The sequence below is a fragment of the Vibrio sp. 10N.286.49.B3 genome (assembly GCF_002873395.1).
Taxonomy (GTDB): Bacteria; Pseudomonadota; Gammaproteobacteria; order Enterobacterales; family Vibrionaceae; genus Vibrio.
Genome location: NZ_MCUV01000019.1, coordinates 1 through 23,128 on the forward strand (window position 1 = coordinate 1; position 23,128 = coordinate 23,128).

Below are 23,128 nucleotides of genomic sequence, written 5' to 3' on the forward strand. Positions count from 1 at the left end.
AAAGACTTGGGCTTTTTTACGTCTGTAGGAAAGTAGGTCTATGGCGTTGATAGGCATGAATTTATACCAATTCCATTAATTACTTTATCAAATTAACCCAGTCTCTAAAGCAGAGTGATACCACTCTATTTTTATCTTCGCAAAACCGATTCCATGCGCTACACAGTTTATCGACGATATCGTTATAGCCAGTAAAACACCGATTAGCAATTTCATTCTGACGAAGCCAACTCCAGACTTGTTCTATCGGGTTTAGCTTAAAGTGTTCTTTCATCACCTCCATATTGCTTAGTGGAGCAACAATAGCCTCCGCTTGACCGGTCGTCACACATATTGCTCCAAACAAATAATCATATTCAAACTGCTGTTGTTGAACAGCTCTAGGTCTAGTGCCTTTCTCTGCCCATATTCGAGTGGTTGTATTGCGCTGACCAAACCTGGCTTCGTCTTGAAACCATATTTGAACGTCATTTAGGGAGACATGCCCTGGGATCTTAAGGATCGTTTCAGTTTTGATTTTACCGAAGCTGTTGTCCATAGCCTTTCCATTAAAGTGAACCTCCCTAGTTAGATCGTATTTTTATTTAGATTGGCATTGGTCAAGAAGCCTGTATAGCTTCACCAGGCCCTCGCTATAAGCAAGTTGCCCTAAATGATAGGCACAACTTCAATTACTGTCGTTTCATTGATCTAGATGCTTTTAGCGCTCTGAGTTGGGGGAGTGGTTGAACAAACCTTACTTTAGCCTAAGGCACAGGTCTTCCGATGATTAAATAGTTGATTGAAAGGATTTGTTAAAGACCTGGGTGATATATAGCTATAAGAGGGAATATATTTTGATTTGCATTATTTCCTGCTTATTCGCTAGTTTTTAAGTTAATCTTTTGACTGTGGACTCTATGCTTACCGATCACAGAAACTATGCTCTATGTGATTTTAAGGGGCTTATTAACTTAAAGTTGCGCAGAATACGCCTGAAAGCTTTAGGAGTGGTAGGAGCTTATAGAGAGAGTTTAAGGTGATTAAGAGTAGTTATTAATGATCTGCTTTTATAGAGTGCAATGTTTAGATTAAGTGCACCAGTGGTGAGTATATTCACAGCGTCAGAGCTTCTCTATAGTCTTCTAAGCTGTGTTGTTCATGGTGTTGTGTTTTGATGTTTAAATGGAGAGTTTATGCTAGTAGCAGAGTCGAGAGCTAAATACTGTAATGATCTCTGTAGTAGTGATTGTTCTGTGGCAAAGTTGATGGTTGGTGAGTTGTTTTTATAATTGATAAATAGCAGATAAGAAAAAAGCCAAGTCTTTCGACTTGGCTTCTTAATATGGCTCCCCTTGCAAGACTTGAACTTGCGACATACGGATTAACAGTCCGCCGTTCTACCAACTGAACTAAAGGGGAAAAGATAAATGGTGCCGACTACCGGAGTCGAACTGGTGACCTACTGATTACAAGTCAGTTGCTCTACCTACTGAGCTAAGTCGGCACACTAAATGTGGCTCCCCTTGCAAGACTTGAACTTGCGACATACGGATTAACAGTCCGCCGTTCTACCAACTGAACTAAAGGGGAATTATCTTTTTATAAAGAATGAATGGTGCCGACTACCGGAGTCGAACTGGTGACCTACTGATTACAAGTCAGTTGCTCTACCTACTGAGCTAAGTCGGCACACTAATATTCTTTATTTTATTCTTATTGTTGTCGTTTTTCAACTGACACCAACAAATCAAATTGTGGTGCCCGGAGGCGGAATCGAACCACCGACACGAGGATTTTCAATCCTCTGCTCTACCGACTGAGCTATCCGGGCGACGAGGTGTATTAAACGTTTTTTTGGCTTTCACGTCAACATTAAAATGCAAAAAAATGTTCGTTTGATGGTTTTATATGCTCAGTGAGTTGTTTTTGTTCATTTTGGTTAATAACTGTATAGCCAGCAAAGGATGGGGGCGTAGGTATTAATGGTTATCTAATGATTGTGTTGCAATAAGAAGAGAGTTAAAGGTGTTTTTTAGTCGTTCAGTATTGAGGTTTATACTAAAAGAGTAGCCTTTGTATAGGTTGGTAGAAGAAGGCGTTTTCTAATCATTCACAGATCCAGTGAAGGTGTATAATTTCATCTCGATAAATGACCATAAAAAGAGGGTAAATTATTTATAAGCTCTCTGCTAGGTTTGATTTTATTCCAATGATAGCGTCAATACGCTTTTACTACTAAGTGGTGAACTTAGTGTGGTGTGTATGAACTAGTAAGGAGTAGGGGATGATTATTTTCTTTAGATATGAAAAAAGCCAAGTCTTTCGACTTGGCTTTTAAATGTGGCTCCCCTTGCAAGACTTGAACTTGCGACATACGGATTAACAGTCCGCCGTTCTACCAACTGAACTAAAGGGGAATTATTTTGTGTGGCTTTTTACAAAACCAAGCACCAAATAATGGTGCCTCGAGGCGGAATCGAACCACCGACACGAGGATTTTCAATCCTCTGCTCTACCGACTGAGCTATCGAGGCAAAAGAATGGTGCCGACTACCGGAGTCGAACTGGTGACCTACTGATTACAAGTCAGTTGCTCTACCTACTGAGCTAAGTCGGCACACTAATATTCTTTGCTTTCTTGTTGCTGTCGTCTTTCAACTGACACCAACAAAGTAAATTGTGGTGCCCGGAGGCGGAATCGAACCACCGACACGAGGATTTTCAATCCTCTGCTCTACCGACTGAGCTATCCGGGCGACGAGGTGCATTAAACGGATTTTTGCCTTGTCCGTCAACTTATTTTTTAAAATAATTTAAAAAACGTGTTTGTATGCTTGGTTTTTAAGCAAAAATGCTATTTAAAGCTTATCGTTGTTAAAATCTTTCTTAAATTGAGTCACTTTTTCTAAATAACGGCGAGACTCTAAGTTTGGGTGTTTTTTCGTTAAAGCCCAATATACCTGATTAGGCTGGAGCGAATTTAGGTCATTCATTGCTCTCGTTCTGTCCTTGTTGAAGGTATTAAGTACGCCACCGGTACCACCGTTATACGCTGATATCATGCTGTACTCTAAAGTCATCGGGTTCTGTACCGCTTTTAAATAGCGGTTTTTAAGAATGTAGAAGTACGCAGTACCAGTATCTATATTCTGTTCAGGGTTAAACAAATACTCAGGTGAAGGGACGCCAGGTTTGTTTTTTACTAATGAAAATACATCTTTGCCTGCCGTTTTAGGGACGACTTGCATTAAGCCATAAGCATTTGCCCAACTAACAGCATAAGGATTGAAGCTACTTTCTGTTTTTATGATGGCGTAAATTAGATCTTCTGGGATGTCGTAACGCTTAGAAGCTCTTTGAATAATATCGGCATATTGATAGCTTCGCTGCTCAGAGTGATTCTGAACCATTGGTATTTCAACATAGTAAGACTTTTTAAAATCGACATCTTTTACTTTTAAGTGATTCGCAATCAAATAATCAGCGTACTTATTAGCACGCCAAGACCATTGAATCGGTTTCTTTTCTTGATCCACGACTTGCTTATAAAGAAAGGGTTGCCCTTCTAGTTTAATACTTTTCGATGAAAATAGGTCAACGTTAGCAGGATCATCAGGAGTGAGTAGAGTTGTGATAATAGCGTTTTTAAGGTGCAACTTTGGATCGGTCGGCGAAACGGTCTCAACAACTATCTTGCCTGAGTCGAAATTGACTTCTGAACGGCTAAGGTAATTATCGATGTACTTTACATAATTACTTTTACCAGCCATTTTAATTTCATTATCTCCCCAGCGTTTTTTTATATTGCCAGAGAAGCTACCAATAAGAGCATCAAGTGCTCCCGTATCTTTTTCAAATTGACCAGGTAGTTGGGCTAAATTTGTGGCAAAGCGATTTGTTGGTTCATAATTGACTTCATAGAAGCGTTCCACAAACTCTCGACTGCAACCGGTGAGTAGCAGTGCGCCGCAAAAATAAAGAACCTTTTTCATATACCCTCGGTCAAGAAAAAATAGAATAGATAGCTGCATATTATGCATAAATTAAGACAGTAACATGTGAGATGTTAAAAATGACACCTAACCACTGCGAGATGCAAGGTTATGATGTCATTGATAATAATGGAAGTGTTATTGTGATTGGTTGTTATTCGCTTGGTGGAGTGTAACCATCAATGATGACTTCTTTACCTTCAAATAAGAAATTCACCATCTCTGTTTCTAGTAATTTACGATGCTCTGCGTCCATCATATTGAGTTTTTTCTCATTGATTAACATAGTCTGTTTACTTTGCCACAGTGCCCATGCTTCTTTAGAAATATTATCAAAGATACGTTTACCTAGTTCTCCTGGATAAAATTGAAAATCTAATCCATCAGCGTCTTTTTGTAATCGAGTACAAAATACAGTGCGGCTCATAGTGACTCCTTAATTTAGTTCAAAAGGTAAGCTCTCAAGCAGTTGTTTTACTGGAGCAGCTAAACCTACTTCTATTTTTTTTGCTTGAGATAAGTTATACCAGAGACCCTTGCTACCTTCCATTATCAAATTTGGTTGCTGTGATAATTCAACTAATACTGGCGTAATATCGAGATGATAGTGACTAAAAGTATGGCGAAAGGCGATCAGAGTTCGTTGCTTAATAATGTGCTTTGCTTGGATCTGGCGTAAATCAAGCAAGTGATCTATTTGATCGTTCTTATGTTGAGGGAAGCAGAAAAGACCACCCCAAATTCCGCTTTGTGGACGTTGTTCCAGCCAGATTTCATTGTTGTAATGGAGCATGACAAACCATGTTTCCTTTATTGGCTTCTCTTTTTTAGGTTTTTTACCTGGGTAATCTAGTGGGTTACCTTGTTTGTTGCTTATACAATAATTAGCAATCGGGCAGAGAGTACATTTAGGCTTGCTACGAGTACAAACCATCGCACCCATATCCATCATGGCTTGGTTGTATTTATCGACATCAATACTCGGTGTGTGTTCCTCCGCATGTTGCCAAAGTAAATTTTCTACTTTTTTTTGTCCAGGCCAACCTTCAACAGCAAAACTACGAGCTAGGGTACGCTTTACATTACCATCTAAAATAGCATGTGGCTTTTTAAAGACTGAAGACAGAATAGCGGCAGCGGTAGAGCGCCCGATCCCTGGCAGATCATTCATTTCCTCTATATTCGTTGGAAACTCTCCTTGATAGCGATCTGCTATAATTTGGGCAGTTTTATGTAAATTTCTTGCTCGAGCGTAGTAACCAAGCCCCGTCCATAAGTGCAATACATCATCTTGACTGGCATTGGCTAAATCAATCACTGTAGGAAAACGAGCCAGAAAGCGCTCATAATATGGGATCACAGTCGTCACCTGAGTTTGCTGAAGCATGATCTCAGATAGCCAAACGGTGTAAGCAGTTTTGTTTTGTTGCCAAGGTAAATCTTTACGCCCGTAAGCGTCATACCATTTCAAAATGGCGGTAGCAAATGGTGTCACGACATACTCGATATTTTTACTTTTAATAGAGCTAAAATTGCACCACAATTAAGCTTGGATGTAAAACAAACAAATTGTGTGGGAATTTAATCGCATTAACACTTGCACCAAAGTCAATTCTTTGGATAATCCCCGCTTTGATTAATCAATGTGCAGGCAAAAAATCAATGAGTGAAGTTACCACTAACGAATATACTGAAGATGGCAAATTAGTTCGAAAAATACGCAGTTTTGTTCGTCGCGAAGGCCGTCTTACTAAAGGTCAAGAAAATGCGATGAATGAATGCTGGCCAACAATGGGTATCGACTATCAGAAAGGTCTATTAGACTGGAATGAAGTATTCGGTAATGATAACCCTGTGGTTCTAGAGATCGGCTTTGGTATGGGTGCTTCATTAGTTGAAATGGCAAAGAACTCTCCAGAGAAGAACTTTATTGGTATCGAAGTTCATAGTCCGGGTGTAGGTGCTTGTTTAGGTACTGCTCGCGATGCTGGTGTGACTAACTTGCGCGTAATGTGTCACGATGCTGTTGAAGTATTTGAGCACATGATCCCAGATGCATCACTACATACACTACAGCTTTTCTTCCCAGACCCGTGGCATAAAGCACGCCATCATAAACGTCGTATTGTTAAGGCGGAATTTGCTGAAATGGTTCGTGGTAAGTTACAAATGGATAGCGGTATCTTCCATATGGCAACTGACTGGGAAAACTATGCAGAACATATGATTGAAGTGATGAATGCTGCTCCAGGTTTTGCCAATATTGCTACTGATGGTGATTACATCCCTCGTCCTGATGAGCGTCCACTGACAAAATTTGAAGCTCGTGGCCACCGTTTAGGTCATGGTGTATGGGACATTAAATTCAATCGCGTAAGTTAATTTCATTATGCGCTATTGTTCCTTACGGTAACGAATTGTAAATTACGATGAACTAAAAACCAGCATTATGTATGTTGGTTTTTTTGTCCTTATAATAAATATTACTCATAGTCACTAACAGGCCATCTAGCTGGTCAATGCGCTGTTTTTGATTACTGATTGATATATTGAGACTGATAATTATGCCGATGATGAAGCCTAGTGTTGAAATATTATCAACCATTCTAGATGAAGTTCGCCCTCTAATTGGGCAAGGTAAAGTCGCAAATTACATTCCAGCGCTTGCTAAAGTTGCAAATGATAAGCTGGCGATTGCGGTTTATACCAATCAAGGTGAAGTGATTAAAGCGGGTGATGCTGATGAGGCATTTTCAATTCAATCGATCTCTAAAGCTTTAAGTCTGACTCTTGCTATGGTGTTGTATAAACCAGAAGAAATTTGGCAGAGAGTGGGGAAAGAGCCTTCAGGACAGGCTTTTAATTCATTGATTCAGCTAGAAATGGAACAGGGCATTCCACGCAATCCCTTTATCAATGCTGGAGCTATCGTCGTTGCTGATTTACTACAAAGTCGTTTATCAGCTCCTCGTCAGCACTTACTTGATTTTGTGCGTCAGTTGTCTGGTGACACCCATATTGTTTATGATAAAACCGTCGCAGCTTCAGAGATGATGCACCATGATCGTAATGCTGCCATCGCTTATTTAATGCGTGCATTTAATAATTTTGATAATGAAGTGATCCCAGTACTTAATAACTATTTTCATGCTTGCGCGCTAAAGATGACTTGTGTTGATTTAGCGAAAACATTCAGTTATTTAGCGAATAAAGGGGTGTCAGTTCAAACAGGAAAGCAGATTATTAGCCCTGTTCAAACTAAGCAGTTGAACGCACTTTTAGCTACCTGTGGTCTTTATGATGGTGCTGGTGAGTTTGCTTATCGAGTGGGTATGCCAGGTAAATCAGGTGTTGGTGGTGGAATTGTTGCCATTGTTCCTGGTGAGATGACAATAGCGGTGTGGTCTCCTGAGCTAGATGGTTCAGGTAACTCATTGGCAGGGACACAAGCATTAGAGTTATTATCAGAAAGAATAGGTCGCTCTATTTTCTAATCAGAACGACCTTGTATATTAATGGCTTACTCTTCTGGCATGAAAGCTTCGAGTAAGTCGTTTAAAAAAAGTTTTCCCTTCTCTGTGATCTGCCAATCCGTCACTGTTTCTATCAGATAGTTTCTCTCTAATGCCCAATCGATAGTTAGCTGTATCGCGCTAATTGGTAAGCCTGTTGTATCAATGAACTCTTGTTTAGGAAAAGCTTCGAGTAAACGAAATCGATTCATAAAAAATTCAAAGGGGCGATCGGCATTAGGTACATCTTGTTCATTATCTAAGTAGGGCTTAACCAAATTGTTATAGGCAGCAAGATACCCTTTAGGATGTTTTATTTTCGTCGTACGAACAATGCGACCATTGGCAAAGCTTAACTTGCCATGTGAACCACAACCTATGCCTAAATAGTCACCAAAACGCCAATAGTTCAGGTTATGCTGGCATTGATAGCCTTTTTTGCTATAGCCAGAAACTTCATATTGCACATAACCAGCCGCTTGCAGTTTTTCATGCCCTTGCTCAAAAATATCCCATAGATCATCATCGTCAGGAAGTGTTGGCGGTCTGTAGTGAAAGACGGTATTTGGCTCAATAGTGAGTTGATACCAAGATAGGTGCGGTGGGTTAAGCTCTATTGCTTTATCAAGATCGGTAAGGGCTTGTTCAATACTTTGATCGGGTAAACCGTGCATTAAGTCGAGATTAAAACTGTTTAGCCCAATCTCATGCGCCAGATTAGCCGCATAAATTGCCTCATCTTTGCCATGAATTCGACCTAACTTAGCCAGTTTTTGATCTTCAAAACTTTGTACGCCAATCGATATTCGCGTGACTCCTGCTTTTTTGTAGCCAGCGAAGCGTTTTGCTTCAATGGTACCAGGGTTCGCTTCCATGGTAATTTCAATATCATTTTTAAAAGCGATACGTTGCTCTATGCCATTGAGTAGCCACTGAATACCTTCAGGAGAAATTAAGCTTGGCGTTCCTCCGCCGATAAAGATTGAATGCAACTCACGAGGGTTATCAGTCAATTGATAGCGTGAAATATCCGCGTCTAAGTCATCAAGAAGTGCATGTAAATAATCCTGCTCAGGAATCGTGGCTTTTAGTTCATGGGAGTTAAAATCACAATATGGGCACTTTTGGATACACCAAGGGATGTGAACATATAGACTCAGAGCTGGTGGAATTAACATGCTTATTTACCTTGTTCTAAGGTTGCAAATAATGCCTTAAGAGCTTTGCCACGGTGTGATAATTGCTTTTTACGAGCTGAATCTAATTGAGCTGATGAGCATTGATCTTCCGGTACCCAAAAAACAGGATCGTAGCCAAAGCCATTGTCACCAAGCTGTTCATTTAAAATATGACCTTCCCATTGACCATGGCAGACGATAGGGGTTGGATCGTTAGCATGGCGCATTAAAACTAAAACGCAGTGAAAGCGAGCGCTACGTTGTGTTTCATCGACCTCTTGCATTGCATTGAGTAACTTATCGATGTTCTGTTGATCCGTTGCTTGTTCACCCGCATAGCGAGCAGAGTAAATCCCTGGAGCACCTTGTAAGTAGTCAACTTCAAGACCAGAGTCATCAGCAATAGCAGGCAGACCTGTTTCTTGTGCGGCATGGCGTGCTTTGATGATCGCATTTTCAATAAATGTCGTCCCTGTTTCTGCAACATCTGAAACATTGAGTTCCTTTTGAGAAATGACATTAAAACCAAAGTCAGCAAGGAGATCGGACATTTCACGCACTTTACCTTGGTTGCCTGTTGCTAATACAATTTTTTTCATGGGATTTTGACTCTGTCGTTAGATCGAATTCAGTATAATAAAGCTTATTGTAAGCTGGCACTATTCTTCAATATAAAATTTCTGATTAAAGCGTAGAGTCCCCGTTCCTGCTAGACCAGCATCAACGTGGATATCAAAGGTTAGATTCTCTTGGCTACTAATAGGAAACTCAGCAAGATAATAAATCGCTTGGCCTTCTTTGATTTCTCGAAATGATAATGTTTTTATCTGACCAATAAGGTTTTTTGCATGACCAGAAAGCTTAGCAGAGGTTGCAGGCTTACCTAATTTCGAACGATCAATCACACTGATATTTAACAGGGCAGAGTGGCTGTTGCGGGTCAATTGGTACTCTTGTGCAATGGTTGGTGTTAAAAATGTTGAGTTAAAAGCGGAGTAGTGTACTTCAATGTCTTTTATCGTGATGAACTGACCTGCCCAGCTAGGAAGTGCCAGTAGGATGGAAAGGGTTACTAGGATCCATTTACTCATTATACGCTCCTTGCGCTACATTTTTAGTGAATAAAAAAGCCATCATAGGATGGCTTTAATTTCATCAGGTATTTGAATTGGAGCACTAATACGAACTTGTTTATGTCGACCTAGTGCACCTTTCTCTATCTCAATATGACCTTTGGCGACTTTAAACTGTTTGGCTAAGTATTTAATTAAGTGCGCATTGGCTTTACCGTCGACAGGTGGTGCTGTAATGGCGACCTTAAGTTCATCGCCATGCAATCCAACCAACTTGTCACGGCTTGCTTTTGGTTGGATATAGAGCCTAAGCACAATATCGTCACCATGTTGCCAAACCGCGACAGGCATTATAACTGGAACCAGATTGGGCCAATTAGATCGCCCATTAAGAAGTTAGCAAATTGCAATATAATAAATAGCACGAGTACGCTTAAGTCAAAGCCGCCCATTGCCGGTAAAATACGACGAATTGGTGCAAGCATTGGCTCTGAAAGTTGATGGAATACGTACTCAATTGGGCTACGACCTTGACTGATCCAACTTAAGATTGCACGGATAAGTAGAACATAGAAAAGTAACCCACCAGCTGCTTTAAGAAGCGAGAGTAAACCTAAATACAGCATGCTTGGATCGAAGCTGCTTGCTCCACTCGACATAATAAAGAGTAGCGCGATATATTTAACGACACACAGAATGTACGCGAATAGCACAGTAGCTAAATCAATATTACCTACCGACGGAATGATTCGGCGTAATGGAGCAACAACAGGTTGAGTTGCTTTTACAATAAACTGCGAAAATGGATTATAAAAGTCAGCACGAGCTGCTTGTAACCAAATGCGTAGTAGTACCACCATAATATAGAGATCAAATACGGTGGAGATGAGGAAACTCATAGAATTCATATAGGGTCCTTACAGGCTGTATTTTCTTGTTTTCGTACAAGAGCAATTAAAATAATTTTTCCATCTCTTCAGCGCGGTTAACGGCCGCTTGCATGGCTTTCGCTACGATATCTGAAAGTTGATGATCATTAAAGGTTCTTAAGGCTTCTGCTGTTGTTCCGCCCTTTGAGGTAACTTGTTCTCGCAGTGTTGATAGTTCAACCTCTGGATTCGCCACCACCATTTCAGCAGCTCCTAAAGCGGACTGTTGTACGAGCATTCTTGCCGTATCACGATCAAAACCTTGCGCTTCAGCCTCTGCTTGCATTGCTTCCATAAAGCGGAAGAAATAAGCCGGCGCACTACCTGCAGCAGCAATCACATTGTTGATGCCAGACTCTTCACTCACCCAACACACTTCACCGACCGCACGCATCAGATCAGCGGCAAAGTGCTTATCATCTTTAGTCACACCATCTGCAGCATATAAGCCACTCATGCCACGGTTAACCAATGACGGTGTATTGGGCATAACACGCACTAGATTAAGCGTTGAGGCTAGCATGGTATTCAATCGCTCGGCATTGATGCCAGCCGCAATAGAGATAACCAGCTTTTGGCTAAAGTCGACAGCTTGCAGAGGCTTACAAACTTCGGCCATCATTTGTGGTTTAACGGACAGAACGACAACATCTGCTTCCTGTGCCGCTTGTGTATTATCACTGCTGGTGGTTATACCATAAGCTTCTTCAAGTGGCTTACGACGTGTTAGAGAAGGTGCTGTAGCCGTAATTTTATTCGCTGGATAGCCACTTGCGACTAAGCCTGCGACAATTGAGCGCACCATGTTACCGGCACCAATAAAGGCAATTTTTTTATGTTCCATGCTTTAATCCTGATCGTTAATGATTTATCGCTATGTTCGCTTGAAAACTAGTTTCTTGAGCCAAAAATAGCGGTACCAATTCTTACCATGCTGCTTCCTGCTTCGATCGCTGCCGCCATATCGCCACTCATCCCCATTGATAAGGTATCAACACTTGGATAGCGCGCCGTTAATTGCTGCTGCAGTTGCGCTAAAGATTGAAAAGCCTCAAGTTGTTGTTGGTGATCAGTCACATTGGCAGGTATTGACATTAAACCACGTAAAGAGAGATTTGGCAGGTCATCAATCATCGCGGCTAATGCCATTACTTCACCGGTATCAATTCCTGATTTTGAGTTTTCGCCACTGGTGTTGACTTGAATTAATACTTGTAAAGGATCAAGGTCGGCAGGGCGTTGATCATTTAATCGCTGGGCTATTTTAGCGCGCTCAATAGAGTGAACCCAGTGAAAGTGCTCGGCGATAGGCTTCGTTTTATTGGATTGAATTGGACCAATAAAGTGCCACACTAAGTTAAGATCAGAATGGTGTTGAGTAAAGTATTGAACTTTATTCACCCCTTCTTGAACGTAATTTTCACCAAAAGAAGTCTGCCCAGCGAGCGCAGCCTCTAAAACCGCTTCGTTAGGTTTGGTTTTGCTAACGGCTAAAAGTTCTACCGATTGCGGTGTGCGTTGATACTTTATCTCACACTCTGCTATTTGTGAGGTGATCTGTTGGATATTTTGTTGAATACTACTCATAGCTAACGGACTTTTATTTAAGGATTATAAATGGATATCACTGAATTACTTGATTTTAGTGTAAAGCATAATGCTTCAGATCTACATCTTTCTGCTGGAGTTTCTCCAATGGTACGCATAGATGGTGAAGTGAGAAAGTTAAGTATGCCATCTTTGAGCCATACAGAGGTGCATGGTTTGATTTTTGATATTATGAATGATGGACAGCGTAGTGAATTTGAAGAGAACTTGGAAGTCGATTTCTCATTTGAATTAGCGGACATTGGTCGCTTTCGTGTTAATGCTTTTAATCAATCTCGTGGTTGCTCTGCGGTTTTCCGTACGATACCAATGGTTATCCCAACACTCGATGAATTAGATGCTCCAGATATCTTTGAAAAAATAGTCAATTTTGAGAAAGGGTTAGTACTAGTGACCGGCCCTACAGGTTCGGGTAAGTCGACCACTTTAGCTGCAATGGTTGACTATGTGAATCGTCATCATAATAAACATATTCTCACCATTGAAGATCCGATCGAGTTTGTTCATACCAATAACAAATGTTTAGTTAACCAGCGTGAAGTTCACCGCGATACGCATAGCTTTCAAAATGCGTTGCGCTCGGCACTACGTGAAGATCCTGATGTTATTTTGGTTGGTGAACTGCGCGATCAAGAAACAATTAGCTTAGCGCTGACCGCAGCAGAAACGGGGCATTTAGTGTTTGGTACTTTACACACCAGTTCAGCGGCTAAAACCATAGATAGAATTATTGATGTCTTTCCTGGCAGTGATAAAGGTATGGTGCGTTCAATGTTATCGGAATCTTTACGCGCCGTTATTGCTCAAAAGCTATTAAAACGTATTGGTGGAGGGCGTGTTGCTTGTCATGAAATCATGATGGCTACTCCTGCGATCCGTAATCTCATTCGTGAAGATAAAGTGGCACAGATGGCATCGATTATTCAAACGGGTGCGGCGCATGGAATGCAAACAATGGAGCAAAATGCGAAAACGTTGATGATGAAAGGCTTAGTGGAAGAGGCTGAAGTTCAGAAGAAAATCGAGATAGAGCCGTCATTATTTTAATTTATTCATTGGATAGAAAGAGATGCAATTAAGTCATATTTTACAAGGGATGTTAGCGCCTAAAGCATCGGATGTGTATATCACGGTTGGTGCACCGATTTTATATCGAGTTGATGGTGATTTAGTTCCTCATGGTGAAGTACTAACGAAAGAAGATGTGTTTCAATTGCTTGACTCTGCGATGGATGAAGGTCGCCAGCAGGATTTTCGCCAGCATCATGAGGCGAATTTTGCCATTGTTGACTCTGTTGGTCGATTTAGAGTGAGTGCTTTCTTTCAGCGAGAGTTGCCAGGTGCCGTGATCCGCCGTATTGAAACTGAAATTCCCACATTAAGCGAGCTTAAACTGCCTGATATTTTGCAGAGCTTATCTGTTGCAAAACGTGGCTTAGTGCTGGTGGTTGGTGCAACGGGCTCTGGTAAATCAACGACAATGGCAGCAATGACTGGGCATCGTAATCAGCAGAGTTCAGGACATATATTAACCGTTGAAGATCCGATTGAATTTGTTCACCAACATCAGCGCTGTATTGTCACTCAAAGGGAGGTTGGCTTAGATACTGAAAGCTATGAGGTGGCATTAAAAAACTCCTTACGCCAAGCGCCAGATATGATCCTTATCGGTGAGATCCGCAGTCGTGAAACGATGGAATATGCGATGACTTTTGCCGAAACCGGTCATTTATGTATGGCAACGCTGCACGCCAATAATGCTAACCAAGCACTAGAGCGGATCTTGCACCTAGTGCCTAAAGATCAAAAAGAGCAGTTTCTTTTCGATTTATCGATGAACTTAAAAGGGGTGATAGCTCAACAGTTAATTCGCGATAAAGAAGGCAAGGGACGACATGGTGTATTTGAAGTCTTACTAAATAGTCCAAGAGTATCTGATTTGATCCGCAAGGGTGAACTGCATGAATTGAAGCCAACAATGGCTCGATCAAAAGAGATCGGGATGCAAACTTTTGATCAGTCACTGTATGAGTTAGTTGTCTCTGGAGCAATCAGTGAAGATGATGCGCTGCATAGTGCCGACTCAGCCAATGACTTACGTCTAATGCTAAAAACGCAGCGCAAAGGAGAGGGGCAGTCGAATGGATTATCTGGGGTGAAAATCGATATGGAGTAGGGCTTTTTAGCCTGATCTAATTACGCTTAATATGACCAGTAGAAATAGGCATGGACGCCTATTTCTAAGCGTACCATCTTGTCGTTATTCTCCCCACTGAGCCTCGAACCAACTTTCTAAAATGACCACAGCGGATTGGCAGTCCACATTTCCTTTGCTTAACGCTTTATAACCACCCATTTCAAAGAGACCAGAGCGAGCTTCAGCGGTTGAGAGTCTTTCATCATGAAGTGTCACTTCTACTCCGTAGCGACCAAATAAACGGTTAGCAAATTTCTTGGCACGCGGTGCAATCGTTTCAAGATCTTTACCATGCAGATCGGTAGGTAAGCCCACAACAATAAGATTTGGCTGCCATTCCTTTATCTGCTTTTCAATATCGTCCCAGTTAGGAATCCCATCTTTTGCTTTGAATGCTTTTAATGGGCTTGCTGTTCCGGTGATCTCTTGACCAATGGCTGAACCAATACTTTTTGTGCCATAGTCAAAAGACATGATAGTGCGTGATGACATAAACTTCTCTTAAATAGTGTGATTAATAACGAGTGGTATTTATAAATTATTGATTTTTTTTAGCTAAGCTCGACCAGAGTGAGTGGCTAATTGGTACGCATCAATACCAAGCATTTTGATTGCGGCTTGCCAGCGTTCTTCCGTTGGTATGTCATATAAAATACTGGCATCAGCCTCAACGGTAAGCCATGAATTTTCAGCTAATTCAGTTTCTAATTGCCCAGCTTCCCAACTTGAGCAACCTAGAGCAACGATATACTGACTTGGCTCAGCTTCTGTTCCAAGCGTATCGAGAATATCTATTGATGTTGTGACGACAGTATTATCACTCATCTGGATACTCGATCCATATTTGTCTTTAGGTTGGTGCAAAATGAAACCACGATCCTCAGCAACTGGACCGCCATTAAGGACAAGGTTATTCAGGCTATCATCAAATTTAGGCAGGTGAATTGCCTTGGGTTTGGCTTGTTTAAGCATGTAAGCAACGGTTATTTCTAGTGGGGCATTAATGATTAGCCCCATCGCGCCTTCTTCATTATGCTCACAAAGATAAATGACTTTTCTTTGAAAGTAAGCATCTTGCATACCAGGCATCGCAACTAAAAAGTGATTAGTTAAATCCATTACGCCTCCAGTTTATGCTGAAATAAGTAAGGCAGATTTAGGCTGCCTTACTTTGGACCGGTTTATTTTTCTTGAATTCGTCGTTCAATCGCATCCATTAACTTACCGGTAATTGAGATGCCAAATGCATTTTCAATTTCACGAATGCAAGTTGGGCTTGTCACGTTAATTTCAGTGAGTTTGTCACCAATAACATCAAGACCTACAAAAATAAGCCCTTTTTCTTTTAGCGTTGGTGCAACAGCATTCGCAATAGCCCAATCCGTTTCACTTAGAGGGCGAGCTTCACCTGTACCACCTGCTGCTAAGTTACCACGAGTTTCCCCTTTTGCTGGGATTCTCGCTAAGCAGTAAGGCATTGGTTCACCATCAACCACTAAAATACGCTTATCACCATTACTAATATCAGGAACAAAAGTTTGTGCCATGCAGTAGTTTTGTCCATGGTTAGTCAGTGTTTCTATGATAACTGATACATTCGGGTCGCCCGCTTTTACTCGGAAGATAGAAGCACCACCCATACCATCTAGTGGTTTTAAGATGATGTCACCATGCTGCTCACGGAATGCTTTAATTTTTTCCGCTTTACGTGTCACGATAGTCGTTGGTGTTAAATCTGGGAACCAAGCCGTAAATAGCTTTTCATTACAGTCACGTAAGCTTTGAGGCTTATTAACAATCAAAGCACCGTTATCTTCAGCTCGCTCTAGAATGTACGTTGCATAGATGTACTCGGTATCAAAAGGAGGATCTTTACGCATTAAAACAACGTCTAGATCAGCCAGTGCGATGCTTTGCTCAGAGGTAAACTGATACCAATCTGATGGATCTTCTTTAAGCGTCACTACTTTTGTATCAGCAATGGCGACACCTTGATCTAAGTGTAGATCATTCATTTCCATATAGTGAATTTCATATCCACGGCGTTGCGCTTCAAGCATCATCGCAAAGCTTGAATCTTTCTTAATGTTAATAGACGCAATAGGGTCCATTACGATGCCTAGTTTGATCATTTTTTTATCTCCTAGCCCAGATCGCCAAAGCGAACCTGTAAGGCTGTAATTGCGGTAAGAGCTGCCGTTTCAGTACGTAATACACGTGGACCGAGTAACGTCTCTTCAAATTGATATTGTTCCGTCATGCCAATTTCTTCAGCCGACAAGCCACCTTCTGGACCTATCAGCAAACGCACTTTTTTGACGGGCTCAGGTAGGGTGTTAATTGAGTATTTTGCTCGAGGATGCAGGTTGAGTTTTAGAGCATCACTTTGCTCTGCACACCACTCTTCTAGGCGCATAATTGGGCGAATGGTTGGAATCGTATTACGCCCACATTGTTCACAAGCGCTGATAGCAATTTTTTGCCACTGTGCGAGTTTTTTTTCAAAGCGTTTTGGATCTAATTTAACGCCACAGCGCTCTGAGATTAGAGGTGTAATCGTGTTAACCCCTAGCTCGACCGATTTTTGAATAGTGAATTCCATCTTGTCGCCACGCGAAATGACTTGGCCAAGATGTAGATCAAGCGGTGATTCACTACTACGCTCAAGTCGTTCAATAATGGTCACATCGACATTTTTTTTACTCACGTGACTAATTTGAGCTTTAAACTCAAAGCCACTCCCATCAAAGAGTAAAACCTCTTGGCCTTCCTTCATTCTCAATACTCGGCCAATATGACCAGCAGCGTCATCACTTAATGCGATAGTGGTTGCTTGATCGATGAATTCAGGGTGATAAATACGAGGTACTCTCATGATGCGATTCCTGCATGGAAGTTATTAAAAGCTATCCAATAAGATGGATGCTTTGCTATCAAAAAACAAGTAGTAATACATGCTTTCTAGTGCAAGCTTACTGACACTGCTCAGAAACAAAACGATTATGATTATTTTGTATTTGGTGGATACGATCATTTCGCTCACATTCCCATTGATCGGCTGGGAATTCTTTATTCCAGGCATGCATTAATTGGGTTTGTGACTTGGAAAGAGAGAATTGATACTCCTCATTCATATAGAGATAAGTGCGAGCAATCGACCCTCGAGCGCGTGCTGGTGGCATTGCTTTGCGCTGCTTGAAGTTTACTTGCATTTCACACTGACCATACGTAACCCCATCGTTGCCATTCCACTGACTGAAATTGTAATTACTGCGGTCACCATTCACCTCTCCAATCGCAGGTACCAAGTTGTGCAAGTCAGCTTCCATTGATTTGAATGTAGGGTCATTTCGCGTGCAGTTTTTGCGTCCCCCATCTTGCCAGCACTGGCGTTGATGACCAAATTGCCATGCCGGGACAACATGTTCCCACTCAATACGGTTTGCTCGCTTTTCTTGTTTACGAACTTGGTAGCCACAACCATCAAGGTCGGGCTGTCCCTTCCTGCCTTGCCATTGAATATCACAGCCACAATAAAATGAGCTGGTGTAATCGTGGTAAATCTTTACCGCTTCCCTTTTCGCTTTACTAAAAGAAGAGGGAGGTGCGGCTTGAAGTGCACTTGACATGCACAGTAAAGAAATCGCTAATGTGATTAATCTCATAATAAAAGGTGTAAAAAGGAATGATATTTACAGTCTATCACTCAATTTCAGAATAACTCTATTACATATATTACAGATCGACTCCCTGTTTAAGCCTGTTTGCAGGATATCGTTTTATTTATGAGAGTTGTTTACCGGTAAAGGTGAGGGTCTTCTGGCATTTTTGGCAGCGATATTGAACTTGATTACGCAGTATTTTATTGTGACGACGGATAGTCAGCGAGTGAAGCATGCAGTGGCATTGATATTGAAAAGTTTTCCCTTGAACGGATGTTATTTCAAGACTGTGTGTTGTGCGCGCGGGAATGTTAAAGACACCTTCCATGATTGATTGCCACTCTTTACCGTGTGGTTTAACTCGACCATATACTTGGTAGGTAATTAAATGAGCAATCTCGTGCGGAATGACCTCAAGAAGAAAGGCTTGTTGATTTTCTTGGCAAAGAATGGGGTTAAGCTTTATTTCGTTAAGCTGTAAATACGCTTTTCCTGCGGCTTTACCTCGCAAGTTATAATCTATTTTAGGTAGAGAAAATGAACGGTTAAAGGATTGATTTGCTAGTTTAATACAGCTTAGTACGACGTCATTTGCTGCATTGATAAATTCAGTTGGTTGCACGAGATACCTAAAAAAAGCCTTAGTCCAATAAAGGTCTAAGGCTAAATGATTATGTATAGAAGAAACAAGCGTTTTACGAGAGTATTTTTAGTGCAATCCGTTTTTACTGGTTACTCATCATTGTGATGGTGCTTAATGATATCTTGATAGGCATGCCAAGTTGCGTAACCTAATATGGGCATAGTTACAACCATCCCAAGACCATAAGTCGCAAAGCCAATAATAACCCCACCAACAATCATGCTAGCCCACACAGCCATCGCTGGAATATTCGACTTTACGGCGTTAAAGCTGGTAAAGACCGCACTCATCATATCGATTCTTTTTTCCATCATGACAGGAATAGAGAAAGCGGAGATGCTAAATACAATGCATGCTAATACGAAGCCTACGCCCGAACCAATGATTAAAAATGGGGCAAATTCCACTAAGCTCGCCCCTTCTACGGATGGGTAGAGCACATATAATAAGGCGGCAATACGCATCCAAAATATCATGGAAACAGCGAGTAAAACAGCAAACGCCCACTGTGAGGTGGAGTTGCGACTGATCGCTTGCATTGAGTGTAATAAACTGGGTGAATGCCCCTTTTCTTTTTGCCAACTTGCGTCATAAAGCCCGAGTGCTAAGAAGGGACCGATAAGCATATAAACAATTAAGCTGGGCATAATAACAAGATGAGAATGTATCGTTTGCCATTGAACAAGTAAAACTATAGCAATAGCCGCAGCCATAAAGCACAAGCCATATACTGCGCTAATGATAGGCATACGAACAAAATCTTTTAACCCTAAAGATAACCACTGGAATGGTGCGAACATACTGATGTTGTTGCAGGGCAAAGTTCGAGCGTAGTCATTGTTTTTATTGTCTTTATGCTGAAAGTCATTTGGATGGGCGAGTCGCGGCATACGTCCTCCTTGAAAGGAATGATGAAGTAATTGGATCATGGTGATCTTATTACCTACTATGATCTATTTACTCGCTAAAGTGGTGCTAACTCTTACACTAACTATTGACACAAGTGACATAAAATACAAATTTATCAGTGTCTTTTTTGGTGATACAACAGCGTTTATTGATACTTCTATCAGGTGTGGGGTTTATTTAATGAATAAAAGCAGTGAGATAGGAGAGGGAATAAAAAGGCGAAAAAAAACCCTTACCGATAGGCAAGGGCTTAATGTTAGCTTGATTTACTGAAGGCTTATTTTAGGCCAGCAAAATCCGCTAAGATAGAAGCTTTGTCTGTTGCTTCCCATGGGAATTCTTCACGACCGAAGTGACCGTAAGCAGCAGTCTGTTTGTAGATAGGCTGTAGCAGGTTCAGCATCTCTTGTAGACCGTATGGACGTAGGTCGAAGTTTTGACGAACGGCTTCAATGATGATCTCATGAGCTACTTTTTCAGTACCAAATGTTTCTACCATGATTGACGTTGGATCAGCAACACCGATAGCGTAAGACAGTTGAATCTCACAACGATCAGCCATGCCAGCAGCAACAATGTTTTTCGCAACGTAACGAGCTGCGTAAGCTGCAGAACGGTCAACTTTTGATGGATCTTTACCAGAGAATGCACCACCACCGTGACGAGCTGCGCCACCGTAGGTATCAACGATGATCTTACGACCTGTTAGACCACAGTCACCCATTGGGCCACCGATAACAAAACGACCTGTTGGGTTAATAAAGAAGTTTGTATCTTTATTGATCCATTCTGCAGGAAGTACTGGCTTGATGATCTCTTCCATTACTGCTTCACGTAGATCCGGTGTTGTTACTGAATCACAGTGTTGAGTAGAAAGAACAACCGCATCGATACCAACGATTTTGCCTTGGTCGTACTGGAATGTTACTTGAGATTTAGCATCTGGACGTAGGAAGTCTAATTTACCGCTTTTACGTACTTCAGCTTGCTTTTTAACAAGTAGGTGAGAGTAAGTAATTGGAGCAGGCATAAGGATTGGTGTTTCGTTAGTTGCGTAACCAAACATGATACCTTGGTCGCCAGCGCCTTGATCTCTAGGATCCGCTTTATCAACACCTTGGTTGATATCTGGAGACTGCTTACCAATTGTGTTTAGTACAGCACAAGAATCAGCATCAAAGCCCATGTCTGAATGTACGTAACCGATTTCACGAACGGTTTCACGAGTGATTTCTTCGATATCAACCCATGCTGACGTTGTTACTTCACCGCCAACCATTACCATGCCGGTTTTTACGTAAGTTTCACAAGCAACACGTGCTTTTGGATCTTGCTCTAAGATGGCATCAAGAACGGCATCAGAAATTTGGTCTGCAATTTTATCTGGATGACCTTCTGATACTGACTCAGAAGTAAACAGGTGCTTAGCCATGGGGTGCTCCACTTTATTAGCTAGATGACCATTTATCCATTAAACAGCCACCAAATAAGAACTTAAAATATGTAGGTGTTTCTACATCTAGACGTCTATTTTAGTTTTCATGCTTCGAATTACAAGCTCTTTTTGCACTATCTCATAACTTAAATTAAAGAGAGTCGCAATGATGAGTCTAGCTAATCGTTTGCGCTGCATCACATAAAAAAAGCTTTTTTTGTCTATTTGAGGCGAAAAGAGTGGATAAAAGCATAAAAAACGCCAGTAAAACGTTTGCAGTCGCTAGGGGGCTTTGAGACAATAAGTAATGTTGAAGCTTCAACAAAGAATTTTATTTTTTAAATCGCTTATGCACTCAGGAGCAGACATGCCTTCTCGTAAAGATCTAGCCAATGCAATCCGCGCACTTAGTATGGATGGTGTTCAACAAGCCAATTCAGGTCACCCAGGTGCACCAATGGGTATGGCTGACATCGCTGAAGTTCTTTGGCGTGGTCACTTGAACCACAACCCACAAAACCCAGAGTGGGCGGATCGCGACCGTTTTATCTTGTCAAACGGCCACGGTTCAATGCTGATTTATTCTCTGCTTCATTTATCAGGTTATGATTTATCAATCGAAGACCTTAAGAGCTTCCGTCAATTGCATTCAAAAACACCAGGTCACCCAGAATATGGTTATGCACCAGGTATAGAAACAACAACGGGCCCATTAGGTCAAGGCATCACAAACGGTGTTGGTATGGCAATGGCTGAAAAAGCGCTTGCTGCACAGTTCAACCGTGATGGCCATGATATCGTTGACCACAATACTTATGTATTTATGGGTGATGGTTGTTTGATGGAAGGTATCTCGCATGAAGCATGTTCATTAGCGGGTACTTTAGGTCTTGGTAAGCTTGTTGCTTTCTGGGATGACAATGGTATCTCTATCGATGGCGAAGTTGAAGGCTGGTTCTCTGACGATACACCAAAGCGTTTTGAATCTTACGGCTGGCATGTAATTCCTGCTGTTGATGGCCATGATTCAGCAGCGATCAATGCAGCAATTGAAGCGGCTAAAGCTGATCCTCGTCCAACGTTAATCTGTACTAAAACAGTGATTGGTTTTGGTTCTCCAAACAAAGCCGGTACACACGACTGTCACGGTGCTCCATTAGGTGCTGAAGAAATTGCAGCAACTAAGAAAGCACTAGGTTGGGAGCACGGTGCATTTGAAATTCCAGCTGATATTGCAGCAGAGTGGAATGCACAAGAAGCAGGCGCAGAAAAAGAAGCGGCTTGGAACGCTAAGTTTGAAGCATACGCAGCGGCTTACCCTGAGCTAGCAGCTGAGTATAAGCGTCGTGTAAATGGCGAGCTACCAGCACAGTGGGAAGAAAAAGCATCGGCTATCATTGCTGATCTTCAAGCTAACCCTGCGAACATCGCATCACGTAAAGCATCACAAAACGCACTAGAATCTTTTGGTGCAATGCTCCCTGAGTTTATGGGCGGTTCTGCTGACCTTGCTCCTTCAAACTTAACCATGTGGTCTGGCTCTCAGTCTCTAACCGCTGACGATTTCTCTGGTAACTACATTCACTACGGTGTACGTGAATTTGGTATGACAGCGATCATGAACGGTATGGCGCTACACGGTGGTTTCGTACCATACGGTGCAACCTTCCTAATGTTCATGGAATACGCTCGTAATGCTATGCGTATGGCTGCTCTGATGAAAGTTCAGAACATTCAGGTATACACGCATGACTCTATCGGTCTAGGCGAAGATGGTCCAACTCACCAACCGGTTGAGCAGATCGCATCTCTACGTCTAACACCGAACATGAGCACATGGCGTCCATGTGACCAAGTTGAATCAGCAGTATCTTGGAAGCTAGCAATCGAGCGTAAAGATGGTCCTTCGGCACTTATCTTCTCTCGTCAAAACCTAGCACAGCAAGATCGTGACGCAGAGCAGGTTGCTAACATCGCTAAGGGTGGCTACATCCTGAAAGATTGTGCA

General features: G+C 41.7%; 23 protein-coding genes, 9 tRNA genes and 1 pseudogene. 5 read left to right on the forward strand and 28 right to left on the reverse strand.

The features are described 5' to 3' along the window. Window positions 1-79: 79 nt before the first annotated feature. The 13 genes and pseudogenes from BCU68_RS08485 to mutY all read right to left on the reverse strand — a co-directional run. Window positions 80-505 (reverse strand): annotated as a pseudogene (locus BCU68_RS08485) (transposase); the annotation flags it as partial. Between the two features lie 820 nt (window positions 506-1,325). Beyond that, window positions 1,326-1,401 (reverse strand) — tRNA-Asn (locus BCU68_RS08490). Window positions 1,402-1,410: 9 nt separating this feature from the next. Beyond that, window positions 1,411-1,486 (reverse strand) — tRNA-Thr (locus BCU68_RS08495). Window positions 1,487-1,496: 10 nt separating this feature from the next. Continuing rightward, window positions 1,497-1,572: transfer RNA gene (locus tag BCU68_RS08500), tRNA-Asn, on the reverse strand. 23 nt (window positions 1,573-1,595) lie between these two features. Beyond that, a tRNA-Thr gene (locus BCU68_RS08505) sits at window positions 1,596-1,671 on the reverse strand. A 66-nt stretch (window positions 1,672-1,737) separates the two neighbouring features. Continuing rightward, window positions 1,738-1,813: transfer RNA gene (locus BCU68_RS08510), tRNA-Phe, on the reverse strand. A 510-nt stretch (window positions 1,814-2,323) separates the two neighbouring features. Then, a tRNA-Asn gene (locus BCU68_RS08515) sits at window positions 2,324-2,399 on the reverse strand. Window positions 2,400-2,440: 41 nt separating this feature from the next. Continuing rightward, window positions 2,441-2,516: transfer RNA gene (locus BCU68_RS08520), tRNA-Phe, on the reverse strand. A 7-nt stretch (window positions 2,517-2,523) separates the two neighbouring features. After that, a tRNA-Thr gene (locus BCU68_RS08525) sits at window positions 2,524-2,599 on the reverse strand. Window positions 2,600-2,662: 63 nt separating this feature from the next. After that, window positions 2,663-2,738 (reverse strand) — tRNA-Phe (locus BCU68_RS08530). Between the two features lie 102 nt (window positions 2,739-2,840). Continuing rightward, entirely contained in the window at window positions 2,841-3,974 is a 1,134-nt protein-coding gene (gene mltC / locus BCU68_RS08535) for a membrane-bound lytic murein transglycosylase MltC (RefSeq protein WP_102564357.1), read from the reverse strand. 154 nt (window positions 3,975-4,128) lie between these two features. Continuing rightward, window positions 4,129-4,401: an oxidative damage protection protein gene (locus tag BCU68_RS08540; RefSeq protein WP_102564358.1), complete on the reverse strand. Its 273-nt coding sequence runs from the start codon at window positions 4,399-4,401 to the stop codon at window positions 4,129-4,131. Between the two features lie 9 nt (window positions 4,402-4,410). Further along, window positions 4,411-5,469, reverse strand: a complete 1,059-nt coding sequence (gene mutY, locus BCU68_RS08545) for an A/G-specific adenine glycosylase (RefSeq protein WP_102564359.1) — start codon at window positions 5,467-5,469, stop codon at window positions 4,411-4,413. 167 nt (window positions 5,470-5,636) lie between these two features. Between mutY and trmB the strand changes: the two genes are divergently transcribed. Next, entirely contained in the window at window positions 5,637-6,356 is a 720-nt protein-coding gene (gene trmB, locus BCU68_RS08550; RefSeq protein WP_102564360.1) for a tRNA (guanosine(46)-N7)-methyltransferase TrmB, read from the forward strand. Window positions 6,357-6,547: 191 nt separating this feature from the next. Further along, window positions 6,548-7,468, forward strand: coding sequence for a glutaminase B (glsB, locus tag BCU68_RS08555; protein WP_102564379.1), 921 nt, complete (start codon window positions 6,548-6,550; stop codon window positions 7,466-7,468). 26 nt (window positions 7,469-7,494) lie between these two features. On the opposite strand, the gene hemW is transcribed toward glsB, so the two are convergent. Genes hemW through BCU68_RS08590 form a run of 7 tightly spaced genes read right to left on the reverse strand, consistent with a single transcriptional unit; the run spans window position 7,495 to window position 12,253 of the window. Continuing rightward, complete coding sequence (hemW, locus tag BCU68_RS08560; RefSeq protein WP_102564361.1) at window positions 7,495-8,664, reverse strand: radical SAM family heme chaperone HemW; 1,170 nt, start codon at window positions 8,662-8,664, stop codon at window positions 7,495-7,497. A gap of 2 nt (window positions 8,665-8,666) precedes the next feature. Beyond that, window positions 8,667-9,263, reverse strand: coding sequence for an XTP/dITP diphosphatase (locus BCU68_RS08565; protein WP_102564362.1), 597 nt, complete (start codon window positions 9,261-9,263; stop codon window positions 8,667-8,669). Between the two features lie 60 nt (window positions 9,264-9,323). Then, window positions 9,324-9,755: a DUF4426 domain-containing protein gene (locus BCU68_RS08570; protein ID WP_102564363.1), complete on the reverse strand. Its 432-nt coding sequence runs from the start codon at window positions 9,753-9,755 to the stop codon at window positions 9,324-9,326. A 42-nt stretch (window positions 9,756-9,797) separates the two neighbouring features. After that, a complete protein-coding gene (gene yggU / locus BCU68_RS08575; RefSeq protein ID WP_102564364.1) occupies window positions 9,798-10,088 on the reverse strand; it encodes a DUF167 family protein YggU in 291 nt (96 codons plus the stop codon). Further along, window positions 10,088-10,645, reverse strand: a complete 558-nt coding sequence (locus tag BCU68_RS08580; protein ID WP_102564365.1) for a YggT family protein — start codon at window positions 10,643-10,645, stop codon at window positions 10,088-10,090. Before BCU68_RS08580 ends, yggU begins: the two co-directional genes overlap by 1 nt. 46 nt (window positions 10,646-10,691) lie before the next feature. Beyond that, window positions 10,692-11,510, reverse strand: a complete 819-nt coding sequence (gene proC, locus BCU68_RS08585; protein WP_102564366.1) for a pyrroline-5-carboxylate reductase — start codon at window positions 11,508-11,510, stop codon at window positions 10,692-10,694. 47 nt (window positions 11,511-11,557) lie between these two features. Further along, complete coding sequence (locus BCU68_RS08590) at window positions 11,558-12,253, reverse strand: YggS family pyridoxal phosphate-dependent enzyme (protein WP_102564367.1); 696 nt, start codon at window positions 12,251-12,253, stop codon at window positions 11,558-11,560. A 30-nt stretch (window positions 12,254-12,283) separates the two neighbouring features. Here BCU68_RS08590 and BCU68_RS08595 point away from each other — a divergent pair, with 30 nt between their 5' ends. Next, on the forward strand, window positions 12,284-13,321 hold the full coding sequence (locus tag BCU68_RS08595) for a type IV pilus twitching motility protein PilT (protein ID WP_102564368.1): 1,038 nt from the start codon (window positions 12,284-12,286) through the stop codon (window positions 13,319-13,321). 22 nt (window positions 13,322-13,343) lie between these two features. Continuing rightward, window positions 13,344-14,450 (forward strand): PilT/PilU family type 4a pilus ATPase, encoded by a 1,107-nt coding sequence (locus BCU68_RS08600; RefSeq protein WP_102564369.1) that lies wholly within the window; start codon window positions 13,344-13,346, stop codon window positions 14,448-14,450. A gap of 84 nt (window positions 14,451-14,534) precedes the next feature. Here BCU68_RS08600 and ruvX read toward each other — a convergent pair whose 3' ends face one another. The 8 genes from ruvX to metK all read right to left on the reverse strand — a co-directional run bounded on the left by ruvX (window position 14,535) and on the right by metK (window position 21,117). Next, window positions 14,535-14,963, reverse strand: coding sequence for a Holliday junction resolvase RuvX (gene ruvX / locus BCU68_RS08605; RefSeq protein WP_102564370.1), 429 nt, complete (start codon window positions 14,961-14,963; stop codon window positions 14,535-14,537). Window positions 14,964-15,026: 63 nt separating this feature from the next. Further along, the gene (locus BCU68_RS08610; protein WP_102564371.1) at window positions 15,027-15,590 is read right to left on the reverse strand and encodes a YqgE/AlgH family protein; all 564 of its coding nucleotides are present in this window, start codon (window positions 15,588-15,590) and stop codon (window positions 15,027-15,029) included. A 62-nt stretch (window positions 15,591-15,652) separates the two neighbouring features. Beyond that, window positions 15,653-16,603 carry a glutathione synthase gene (gene gshB, locus BCU68_RS08615; RefSeq protein WP_102564372.1) on the reverse strand — a complete coding sequence of 317 codons (951 nt, stop codon included), beginning with the start codon at window positions 16,601-16,603 and terminating at the stop codon, window positions 15,653-15,655. A gap of 11 nt (window positions 16,604-16,614) precedes the next feature. Then, window positions 16,615-17,346: a 16S rRNA (uracil(1498)-N(3))-methyltransferase gene (gene rsmE, locus BCU68_RS08620; RefSeq protein ID WP_102564373.1), complete on the reverse strand. Its 732-nt coding sequence runs from the start codon at window positions 17,344-17,346 to the stop codon at window positions 16,615-16,617. 97 nt (window positions 17,347-17,443) lie between these two features. Then, window positions 17,444-18,136 (reverse strand): endonuclease, encoded by a 693-nt coding sequence (locus tag BCU68_RS08625; RefSeq protein ID WP_102564374.1) that lies wholly within the window; start codon window positions 18,134-18,136, stop codon window positions 17,444-17,446. 118 nt (window positions 18,137-18,254) lie between these two features. Further along, on the reverse strand, window positions 18,255-18,755 hold the full coding sequence (locus BCU68_RS08630; RefSeq protein WP_241901318.1) for a SprT family zinc-dependent metalloprotease: 501 nt from the start codon (window positions 18,753-18,755) through the stop codon (window positions 18,255-18,257). Between the two features lie 110 nt (window positions 18,756-18,865). Then, entirely contained in the window at window positions 18,866-19,666 is an 801-nt protein-coding gene (locus tag BCU68_RS08635) for a DUF2189 domain-containing protein (protein WP_102564375.1), read from the reverse strand. A 296-nt stretch (window positions 19,667-19,962) separates the two neighbouring features. Further along, the gene (gene metK, locus BCU68_RS08645; protein WP_102564377.1) at window positions 19,963-21,117 is read right to left on the reverse strand and encodes a methionine adenosyltransferase; all 1,155 of its coding nucleotides are present in this window, start codon (window positions 21,115-21,117) and stop codon (window positions 19,963-19,965) included. Window positions 21,118-21,487: 370 nt separating this feature from the next. Here metK and tkt point away from each other — a divergent pair. Beyond that, window positions 21,488-23,128 (forward strand): transketolase (gene tkt / locus BCU68_RS08650; RefSeq protein ID WP_102564378.1); only part of this gene is annotated, 1,641 nt, incomplete at its 3' end.

Coding starts and splice junctions, on each gene's coding strand:
- BCU68_RS08610 (WP_102564371.1), bottom strand. CDS start 15,590: ATGGATTTAACTAATCACTTTTTAGTTGCGATGCCTGGTATGCAAGAT.
- rsmE (WP_102564373.1), bottom strand. CDS start 17,346: ATGAGAGTACCTCGTATTTATCACCCTGAATTCATCGATCAAGCAACC.
- glsB (WP_102564379.1), top strand. CDS start 6,548: ATGAAGCCTAGTGTTGAAATATTATCAACCATTCTAGATGAAGTTCGC.
- hemW (WP_102564361.1), bottom strand. CDS start 8,664: ATGTTAATTCCACCAGCTCTGAGTCTATATGTTCACATCCCTTGGTGT.
- trmB (WP_102564360.1), top strand. CDS start 5,637: ATGAGTGAAGTTACCACTAACGAATATACTGAAGATGGCAAATTAGTT.
- BCU68_RS08635 (WP_102564375.1), bottom strand. CDS start 19,666: ATGCCGCGACTCGCCCATCCAAATGACTTTCAGCATAAAGACAATAAA.
- BCU68_RS08600 (WP_102564369.1), top strand. CDS start 13,344: ATGCAATTAAGTCATATTTTACAAGGGATGTTAGCGCCTAAAGCATCG.
- BCU68_RS08565 (WP_102564362.1), bottom strand. CDS start 9,263: ATGAAAAAAATTGTATTAGCAACAGGCAACCAAGGTAAAGTGCGTGAA.
- gshB (WP_102564372.1), bottom strand. CDS start 16,603: ATGATCAAACTAGGCATCGTAATGGACCCTATTGCGTCTATTAACATT.
- BCU68_RS08540 (WP_102564358.1), bottom strand. CDS start 4,401: ATGAGCCGCACTGTATTTTGTACTCGATTACAAAAAGACGCTGATGGA.
- BCU68_RS08590 (WP_102564367.1), bottom strand. CDS start 12,253: ATGAGTAGTATTCAACAAAATATCCAACAGATCACCTCACAAATAGCA.
- BCU68_RS08595 (WP_102564368.1), top strand. CDS start 12,284: ATGGATATCACTGAATTACTTGATTTTAGTGTAAAGCATAATGCTTCA.
- proC (WP_102564366.1), bottom strand. CDS start 11,510: ATGGAACATAAAAAAATTGCCTTTATTGGTGCCGGTAACATGGTGCGC.
- BCU68_RS08580 (WP_102564365.1), bottom strand. CDS start 10,645: ATGAATTCTATGAGTTTCCTCATCTCCACCGTATTTGATCTCTATATT.
- BCU68_RS08625 (WP_102564374.1), bottom strand. CDS start 18,136: ATGAGATTAATCACATTAGCGATTTCTTTACTGTGCATGTCAAGTGCA.
- BCU68_RS08570 (WP_102564363.1), bottom strand. CDS start 9,755: ATGAGTAAATGGATCCTAGTAACCCTTTCCATCCTACTGGCACTTCCT.
- metK (WP_102564377.1), bottom strand. CDS start 21,117: ATGGCTAAGCACCTGTTTACTTCTGAGTCAGTATCAGAAGGTCATCCA.
- ruvX (WP_102564370.1), bottom strand. CDS start 14,963: ATGTCATCACGCACTATCATGTCTTTTGACTATGGCACAAAAAGTATT.
- yggU (WP_102564364.1), bottom strand. CDS start 10,088: ATGCCTGTCGCGGTTTGGCAACATGGTGACGATATTGTGCTTAGGCTC.
- mltC (WP_102564357.1), bottom strand. CDS start 3,974: ATGAAAAAGGTTCTTTATTTTTGCGGCGCACTGCTACTCACCGGTTGC.